General features: G+C 60.1%; 13 protein-coding genes. 8 read left to right on the forward strand and 5 right to left on the reverse strand.

Features of this window, described 5'->3' with window-relative positions; translation table 11 throughout:
• Positions 1-255: alcohol dehydrogenase catalytic domain-containing protein (locus EN893_RS13755; protein ID WP_164900843.1), on the reverse strand; the 255-nt coding region annotated here is incomplete at its 3' end.
• Between the two features lie 48 nt (positions 256-303).
• On the reverse strand, positions 304-1089 hold the full coding sequence (locus EN893_RS13760; protein ID WP_127268249.1) for an SDR family NAD(P)-dependent oxidoreductase: 786 nt from the start codon (positions 1087-1089) through the stop codon (positions 304-306).
• A gap of 362 nt (positions 1090-1451) precedes the next feature.
• On the opposite strand from EN893_RS13760, the gene EN893_RS13765 reads away from it, so the two are divergent.
• The 8 genes from EN893_RS13765 (at position 1452) to EN893_RS13800 (ending at position 4982) form a co-directional block, all read left to right on the forward strand.
• Entirely contained in the window at positions 1452-1718 is a 267-nt protein-coding gene (locus EN893_RS13765) for a hypothetical protein (protein ID WP_027036323.1), read from the forward strand.
• The gene (locus EN893_RS13770; RefSeq protein WP_127255009.1) at positions 1715-1933 is read left to right on the forward strand and encodes a hypothetical protein; all 219 of its coding nucleotides are present in this window, start codon (positions 1715-1717) and stop codon (positions 1931-1933) included. Before EN893_RS13765 ends, EN893_RS13770 begins: the two co-directional genes overlap by 4 nt.
• A 4-nt stretch (positions 1934-1937) precedes the next feature.
• A complete protein-coding gene (locus EN893_RS13775) occupies positions 1938-2156 on the forward strand; it encodes a hypothetical protein (RefSeq protein WP_013533184.1) in 219 nt (72 codons plus the stop codon).
• Between the two features lie 83 nt (positions 2157-2239).
• On the forward strand, positions 2240-2470 hold the full coding sequence (locus EN893_RS13780; protein ID WP_128361591.1) for a hypothetical protein: 231 nt from the start codon (positions 2240-2242) through the stop codon (positions 2468-2470).
• Between the two features lie 157 nt (positions 2471-2627).
• Positions 2628-3083: a hypothetical protein gene (locus EN893_RS13785; RefSeq protein WP_127268250.1), complete on the forward strand. Its 456-nt coding sequence runs from the start codon at positions 2628-2630 to the stop codon at positions 3081-3083.
• A complete protein-coding gene (locus EN893_RS13790) occupies positions 3080-4300 on the forward strand; it encodes a divalent metal cation transporter (RefSeq protein ID WP_127268251.1) in 1221 nt (406 codons plus the stop codon). The genes EN893_RS13785 and EN893_RS13790 overlap by 4 nt, the downstream gene beginning before the upstream one ends.
• Positions 4300-4647 carry a hypothetical protein gene (locus EN893_RS13795; RefSeq protein WP_127268252.1) on the forward strand — a complete coding sequence of 116 codons (348 nt, stop codon included), beginning with the start codon at positions 4300-4302 and terminating at the stop codon, positions 4645-4647. Before EN893_RS13790 ends, EN893_RS13795 begins: the two co-directional genes overlap by 1 nt.
• Complete coding sequence (locus EN893_RS13800; protein WP_245481054.1) at positions 4647-4982, forward strand: hypothetical protein; 336 nt, start codon at positions 4647-4649, stop codon at positions 4980-4982. Before EN893_RS13795 ends, EN893_RS13800 begins: the two co-directional genes overlap by 1 nt.
• Positions 4983-5011: 29 nt before the next feature.
• On the opposite strand, the gene EN893_RS13805 is transcribed toward EN893_RS13800, so the two are convergent.
• The 3 genes from EN893_RS13805 to EN893_RS13815 all read right to left on the reverse strand — a co-directional run.
• A complete protein-coding gene (locus EN893_RS13805) occupies positions 5012-5338 on the reverse strand; it encodes a hypothetical protein (protein WP_127268254.1) in 327 nt (108 codons plus the stop codon).
• Positions 5339-5407: 69 nt separating this feature from the next.
• Positions 5408-5662 (reverse strand): DUF982 domain-containing protein, encoded by a 255-nt coding sequence (locus tag EN893_RS13810; protein ID WP_127268255.1) that lies wholly within the window; start codon positions 5660-5662, stop codon positions 5408-5410.
• A gap of 150 nt (positions 5663-5812) precedes the next feature.
• The coding region (locus tag EN893_RS13815; RefSeq protein WP_245490829.1) for a GNAT family N-acetyltransferase at positions 5813-6378 on the reverse strand (566 nt) is incomplete at its 5' end.

The following is a 6378-nucleotide window of genomic DNA, read 5'->3' on the forward strand; positions in this document are numbered from 1 at the left end:
AGGCACCACGATGCGGTCGCCCTTTCTGAACTTCGAATGGCCGCTGCCGACTTCCACGACCTCGCCCATCGTCTCGTGTCCGAGCACATCGCCCGATTTCATCGTCGGCATATATCCGTTCATCAGATGCAAGTCCGAGCCGCATATGGCGCAACAGGTGACTTTGATGATGACGTCGCGATCATCCTCGATGGCCGGATCAGCCACCTGGTCGCATCGAATGTCGCCTTTGCCGTGCCATGTGAGCGCTTTCATGATGGTGCTCCTGCTTGGAGATTTTTTGGTTTGCTTGAAGGCCGAAGGTCAGTCTTTGGACGCTGAACCCGGCTCGGCCATCTTGCGATGCTGTTCGGCCAGCGTGCCTGCCGGCGTCACATGCGCTGCGGCGACCTGCAGCTTGTTCTTCCAACCGCTGATGATTTGTTCCTCACCGTCCATCATCGCCTCGTAGCCTGCTTTGGCGACATCGGCGGGATTGTCCTTCTCATCGGTGCCGACCTTGGTATCCATCATTTCGGCGCGTTCGAAGAACCGCGTCTGCGTTGCCCCGGGCATCAGCACGGTGACTGTGACCCCTGTGTCCTGCAACTCATGACGCAGTGCGATCGAGAAGGAATCGATGAATGCCTTGGTGCCGTTGTAGACCGCCTGGAAAGTGCCGGGCATGAAACCAGCGATCGATCCTGTGAAGAGGATGCGGCCTCGGCCGCGGCGTGCCATCCTGGCTCCGAGTTGATGCGCGAGATAGACGGTCCCGGTGATGTTGGTGTCGATGATGCGGCGGATTTTTTTCCAATCCTGATCGACGAAACCACGGCCGAGTCCACGTCCGGCGTTCAGGAACAACAGGTCGACATCGCGATCGCCGATCCCGGCGATCAAACGATCGACACCCTCCTCGGTCGCCAGATCGGCCTCGATGGCTTCGACGGTCACATCATGCGAACCGAGCGCCGCGGCAGCCTGCTGGATCGCGGGCTCGTCGGCGGCTATGATCAGGTGGTAGCCGTCCTTGGCGCACAGTTTGGCGAGTTCCTTGCCGATGCCGCTTGAGGCGCCCGTCACCACGGCCAACTTTTCATTCGTCATCACGTCCTCCGAACTTCGCTTCGGCCGAACCACTGTCGGGGCTGATTGTTCCGTGCGGGATGATGCGCGGCTGTATGCGGGCCGTGACAACGATTTGTCCTTGAGTTCATCCAAGCCATGAACAGCGGCGCGTGGAGAGGTGGAACAACTTAGGTCTACTTAGGTCTACGCGAGTTCGACATCCGTGCAGCGTCGTTGCTCCCCTTGTTTGATGCTGCACGATCGGGTCCCCCTCAGCCTGATCCAGCCCGCGCGTCCCTGCTCGGGAAGCGCGGGCTTTCCCGTGAGTTCGGCTGCCATGTTTTTAAGTTCTGGTGGGAACAATGTACCCGTTTGGCAGTTCGGCGCGCAGGAGGAACAGAATGCAATACGCCGAAGAAATCGCGCTCAGGCGCGTAAAGATGCTGGTCGAACAATATGTCGTCGCCAGGAGCAGGAGATATGATTTCGTCTCGACGGAACTTGCCTGCAAGGCCATTCGCCAGGTCGTACGAAGCCCGATCGAAGACGCCGAACTGGACCATTTGCTGGCTAGAAGCGCGGTCAAACAAGGGCTCTCGGTGCGGTTCGACCGGATAGGTCATTGGCAGGCGGCTTCGCCCGGACTCAGCCAGGAGAAATCAGCATGAGGGCAGTGCTTTTGATGTCGGCGGCATTGCTCGCCTTGGCGGGGTGCAACGACAATGCCGATCCAGCCAAGTCCAAGACGGATACTACGAACAGCCAGCCGGTCGACAAGAATCCCACGACGGACACCAACCCAACACCGCAGACCAGCACCGGCGGCGACCAGCAAGGTACGCAGCCAACCCAGCCGGCATCTCCCAAGCCAAGTGGTGGCTAGGCCTATGGAGCGACGCAACGCAATAATCTCGCTGGTGATAGCGGCGGTCATCATTGTTGGTTTCGTCGTGGGCTTTTTCTACGTCGATATGGGCTGGCAGACCTCGCCGCTGAAACGCGCGCCGGAGCAGAACCAGGGCGGCAATGCCCCCGCGGATACCGCCCCGGCTGCCGGCGTCCAGAAAAATCCTAGGGAAAACACGGAAATGCCGGGGCAGCAGTGATCGACGGCCGGCAGCAACAGGCGAGGCGACGTCGCGGTGACGGTGCCGAAGTGAGTTCGATACAGCACGGATCTGGAGTGTGGATGATGGGCATCCTTTCCGACCTCGACAAGAAACTGACGGACAATATGCACGAGCATGGCAGCGAATTCACCGATGCGGTTTCGGATCTGCCCGAAGCAGTCGTTGAAGCGGTCGAACGGCTGATGTTTTTCATCCAGCCCGACGCGCGCGACACAGTCAGAACTCAGGTTCTCGGCCTCATTCACGAATACAGAATCCAAGACGCTCCGAACGGGGATCGCCCCGCCTGACCTTCAGCTTACGCTGATGCGGCAATTGAAACCGATCGGGACCTGGCTCGCCGCCGCGTGCTCCGGATCGGCGGGCGCGGTCGTTGACGGACCCGACGAGTGCTCTAGATCAGATTTACGCCGGCCACGGTTTTGTTGGGTCGGGGGAGACTATTCGGTGGCGCACGAGACGCCTGATTTGATCGTTAGACGCCGCTATCTCAGGCTCGAGTGCTTGTGCTTGCTGTTGATGATGTTGTCGGCATGCTCATCTTCCGATCAGATCGAGCAGCAATCACGAACAGCGGCCTCCGCATCGCAGACTGTATTGATGGCGCTGGACGCCTGGGCGGCAGGGGCGGCGCCGACCGCATACACGGCGGGTACGCTGCAATCGATCGGCAAGACGCTTGCCGATGCCGGGGAGCAAATCCGGTCCGCCGAAACCAGTGAACCCGCCGAGCAAGCTTCGCTGACGAAGGCAGTCAACGATTTGTCGGTCGCGGTGGCGCGTGCAGAGGCCGGATTGCAGGCGGGCGACCGGCCGGAAGTCCAAGATGCGCAACAGGATATACGGCTGGCGTCGCGTTCGCTCGCTACCGCCTACGCCAAATACTTCGCGCCAAAGCCATGAAGAAGCTCATGGAAATATCCCTCGGCGTCGTCACCAGCGTCGGCGGCTTCCTCGAAGTTGGGTCCATGGCGACAGCGGCGCAGGCAGGCGCGATGTTTGGCTTCCAGTTGATCTGGGCGGTGGTGCTCGGCACCATCTGCATCATCTTCCTTGTCGAAATGTCCGGCCGGTTCGCGGCCGTGAGCCATCACACGATCTCCGACGGCATCCGCGAGAGATTCGGCTTCAACGTCTTTCTATGGCCGTTGCTTGCCGCCCTGCTGGTCAATTTCCTGGTGCTGTCCGCCGAGATCGGCGGCGTCGCCATTGCACTCGAATTTGCCACCGGCATAGGCTTCCAGTGGTGGGCACTGCCGGTGGCTTTGCTGGCGTGGCTGCTGCTTTGGAAAGGCACGTTCGGCTTCATCGAGAAGGGCGTATCTATTCTCGGTCTGGTGACGCTGTGTTTCGTCGTCGGAGCGGTGATGCTGAGACCCGATTGGACGGCAGTCGCAAGGGGCGCCGTGCCTTCGCTGCCGGTCCACGATGCCGCCAATTACTGGTTCATGGCGGTCAGCATTCTCGGCGCCTCGATATCGCCCTACCTCTTCATGTTCTATTCCTCGGGGGCCATCGAGGACCGGTGGGACAAAAGCTATCTCGGAGCCAACCGGGCCATAGCGGGGTTGGGCATGACTTTCGGGGGGACCATCTCGATCGGCGTGTTGATCGTGGCCGCTCTCGTGCTCGCCACGCATGGCGTCACCCAAGTGGATGACTATCACCAGTTGCCGTTGATGCTGATACCTATATTCGGCTTCTGGGGCTTCGTGCTGTTTGTTGCCTCCCTCGCCATTGCCTGCTTCGGCGCCGCACTAGAGGTCGGGTTGCAACAGGCCTATCTTGTGGCCCAGGGTTTCGGCTGGAATTGGGGCGAGGATCGCAAGCCGCGCGACGATCCGGGTTTCAGCGCCACCTACACGATATCATTGCTTTTGGCGGCTATTCCCATCGCGCTTGGTCTCGATCCGCTGAGGCTCACCATCTTCTCCATGGCGCTGACGGCAGCCAGCCTGCCGCTGACGGTCGTCCCATTTCTGTTTCTGCTGAACGACAAACGTTATGTCGGCGAGCATCGCAATGGCATTTTGTCGAATGCCGCCGTCATCTTCATCATCGCGCTCGGCTTCGTACTGGCGGTGGTGACCATCCCGCTGCAGATATTCGGAGGCACATGATGAAGTTGCTGCGTGATCTCCTCGACAAGCAGGTGGTCGACCGCGAGCAGATCAAGATCGGCAAGGTCGACGGGCTGGTGGCGGAGTTACGGCCTGGCAAGCCGCCTCGGATCATTGCCATCGAGCTCGGCTCCATCACCCTGGCACGTCGCCTCGGCGCACGGCCTGGGCGGTGGATGGCGCGGCTCGCGGTCAAGCAGCATGGCGAGCCCCATCGGATCGCCTGGCACAAGGTAAAAGATATCGGCATCGATATCGAGTTCGACATCGATGTGCGAGAAACGTCGATCTTCGCCTGGCAGGACTGGTTGCGCGACCATGTCATCGGGCGCATTCCGGGAGCTTGATGATGACCACCGTCAATCTTGAGCATCTGGCTGGGCGACGCGTACTCTCGCAGCGCGGCAAGAATGTCGGCTATATCGAGGAGATCCACGCCGAACGGGATGGTGACGATTTCGTCGTCACCGAAATCCATGTCGGGGTCTACGCCGCTTTCGAGCGCCTCTCGGCCTCGGCCATAGGCGTGGCAGTGCTGGATCTTTTCCGATTGCGCCGCCGCGGCGGTCTATATCGCATCCCTTGGAACAAGCTCGACATTTCCGATCCCGCGCGACCGCGGCTGCTGTGCCCAATGACCGAACTCTCGGGCATGAAGGGCGCACCAGACCTCCAGGAATAGGTCGTGGTGCCGCATCGTCGGGATCATTCTCAGCGCAGCATGCCTGCCGTCAGGAAAACCACGGCTGCTATCAAAACGACAGCTGCAATTACCAACACCGGCCAGTTGCCGCCGGGCCGCAGTTCCGGCTCGCCTTCGACCGGGCGCATGGCATTGGCAAAGCTGGCATCGTTTTCGAATTTTGGGCGAGTGCGCGGCGGACTTGTCCCAGCGACCGAATTTTGCGTGTCCGCGGCCTCGGCGTCTGTCTCAAGCGGGGCAATGGCGGGATCGAACCCCGGCGTTTTGTCCTGCGTTGCTCCTGCCTGAACTTCGCTTCTGGCCGCGGCAGGCGTGGGACTTGAAACCTTGATCATGATTTCTCCCTTTCGAACCAATCTCGGCAGAGTCGCACTTGCAGGCACCGGCGAGGCGACCCACCACGGTCAGACTTGCTCGCTCAGCAGAATCTTGGCGTCCTTGGCCGCAACGATGAACGCCTGTCGTGCGGTCCTTGTAGGCTTTTCGCCTCGCATGACGGCAAGGCACGCTCTGATCGCGGCAAGACGCCTCTCGGATGTCGGCTTTGGCCAGTCCCGCAGCAGCACTTCGGCTGCGTCCGACACCGAAACCACAACCCTGTCGCGGTCTATCCGGCCAGGTTGAATGATAATCGGCTTTCTGAAATGTCCAGTACGCACATGCCTCTCCAGCGGGATGCACTCTATTCGACACGTCGCTGCAAGACTGCGCGTCGCGACGCGTTTAACTCCGCACTCGTCGATTTGTTCCAGAGCATCTGGCGTTTGAAACAACTAGCCGATGGCCATCCGTGCGCCCTGTCCCAAGACTTACAGCAGATCTTTCCGAAGGAAGACTCGGGCATGTCCAGGGATCCCGAATTCGACTTTGCCGAATTCCTCGAACCCGTGCTGCATGTAGAATAGCGGCGCCTGGAAACTGCTCGTCTCCACGACGGCCTTCTTGCAGCCCCGCCGGATGGCTTCTTCCTCGATCGTCGTGAGAAGTTGTGAGCCAAAGGATTGGCCACGCAACTGCTCAGGCAGGAAGAACATGTCGAGAAACAGGAGCCCAAGCTCCGTCCTGCCCCAAAGCCCGCCCCAGGTCTTTCCTGACTGGTCGCGAAGCTCCGCTCCGATATCAGCTCGGTCGTCGATCCCGGTCTGTGCGATGTTGTATTGATAGAGCGCTGCGGCGGCCTGCGCTCTTTCATCGTCGCTATAGGTCAAAGTGGTTGTAAATCTCTCGGATCGGAATGACATGCATTTTTCCTCCTGGTGGGCACAGGCATGAGATCCGCCGGCAACGTCGGTCACGGCCAAGATGAACTCGTTGCCAACGCCAGAAATAAATCCGGCATCCATCTCGGGCGCCTTCGAACGCCGTGGGCTTTGTC

The organism is Mesorhizobium sp. M7A.F.Ca.CA.004.04.2.1, from assembly GCF_004022825.1.
Taxonomy (GTDB): Bacteria; Pseudomonadota; Alphaproteobacteria; order Rhizobiales; family Rhizobiaceae; genus Mesorhizobium.

Excerpts from the sequence above, each read along its gene's own strand:
- EN893_RS13780 (WP_128361591.1), top strand. The coding sequence starts at position 2,240 with ATGATGGGCATCCTTTCCGACCTCGACAAGAAACTGACGGACAATATG.
- EN893_RS13775 (WP_013533184.1), top strand. The coding sequence starts at position 1,938 with ATGGAGCGACGCAACGCAATAATCTCGCTGGTGATAGCGGCGGTCATC.
- EN893_RS13790 (WP_127268251.1), top strand. The coding sequence starts at position 3,080 with ATGAAGAAGCTCATGGAAATATCCCTCGGCGTCGTCACCAGCGTCGGC.
- EN893_RS13800 (WP_245481054.1), top strand. The coding sequence starts at position 4,647 with ATGATGACCACCGTCAATCTTGAGCATCTGGCTGGGCGACGCGTACTC.
- EN893_RS13795 (WP_127268252.1), top strand. The coding sequence starts at position 4,300 with ATGAAGTTGCTGCGTGATCTCCTCGACAAGCAGGTGGTCGACCGCGAG.
- EN893_RS13770 (WP_127255009.1), top strand. The coding sequence starts at position 1,715 with ATGAGGGCAGTGCTTTTGATGTCGGCGGCATTGCTCGCCTTGGCGGGG.
- EN893_RS13805 (WP_127268254.1), bottom strand. The coding sequence starts at position 5,338 with ATGATCAAGGTTTCAAGTCCCACGCCTGCCGCGGCCAGAAGCGAAGTT.
- EN893_RS13765 (WP_027036323.1), top strand. The coding sequence starts at position 1,452 with ATGCAATACGCCGAAGAAATCGCGCTCAGGCGCGTAAAGATGCTGGTC.
- EN893_RS13760 (WP_127268249.1), bottom strand. The coding sequence starts at position 1,089 with ATGACGAATGAAAAGTTGGCCGTGGTGACGGGCGCCTCAAGCGGCATC.